Genomic DNA, 526 nt, shown 5'->3' with positions numbered 1-526 from the left:
GGTAAAAGATTATGAAGAAGCTAGTAGATTAGATTATAAAGGATATGATCTTTTTCAAAAAGCTATTAAGAATTTAAGTTATGCTTATGAACAAGGTAAAGATTATAAGGCAGGACTTGTTTTAGCAGAACTTGGATATTCAAAAGATTATTTTAGAGCTATTATAGGTAAATTAGATCAAGATGAAAAAAATGAAGCTTTATTGGATAAATTGATTGATGAATTTTTAAAGGCTAATTATAGAAGTATAAGAATCTATAATGAGCTTATAGACAAGTATGACTTAGGAGATGCTTATTGGGGTTTATATGTTTATTCACGTAAAATAGAAGATACAGTATTTGATGATAGATTTTATTTTGCTCAGCTTAAAGACAGTAGTAAAAAACTTTATGAAGATGCTTTTAAGCATGGAGCTTATGGAGCTTTTGGCGCTAAGGCAAATGCTATATATTCTAATCTTATTGCAGGAGAGTATCAACTTTGTTTAGGTATATTAGGTAATAAACAAGCTTTTTATGATGCA

At 28.1% G+C, this 526-nt stretch carries 1 pseudogene; it reads left to right on the top strand.

Going from position 1 to position 526, the window contains the following annotated elements:
• Nucleotides 1-526: pseudogene (locus H2279_RS08720) on the top strand (hypothetical protein); the annotation flags it as partial.

The sequence above is a fragment of the Campylobacter sp. B0100352/1 genome (genome assembly GCF_020135855.1).
GTDB classification, from domain to species: Bacteria; Campylobacterota; Campylobacteria; order Campylobacterales; family Campylobacteraceae; genus Campylobacter_D; species Campylobacter_D taeniopygiae.
The sequence above is the reverse complement of the archived record's forward strand: the minus strand, read 5'-3'. Positions and strand labels throughout refer to the sequence as shown.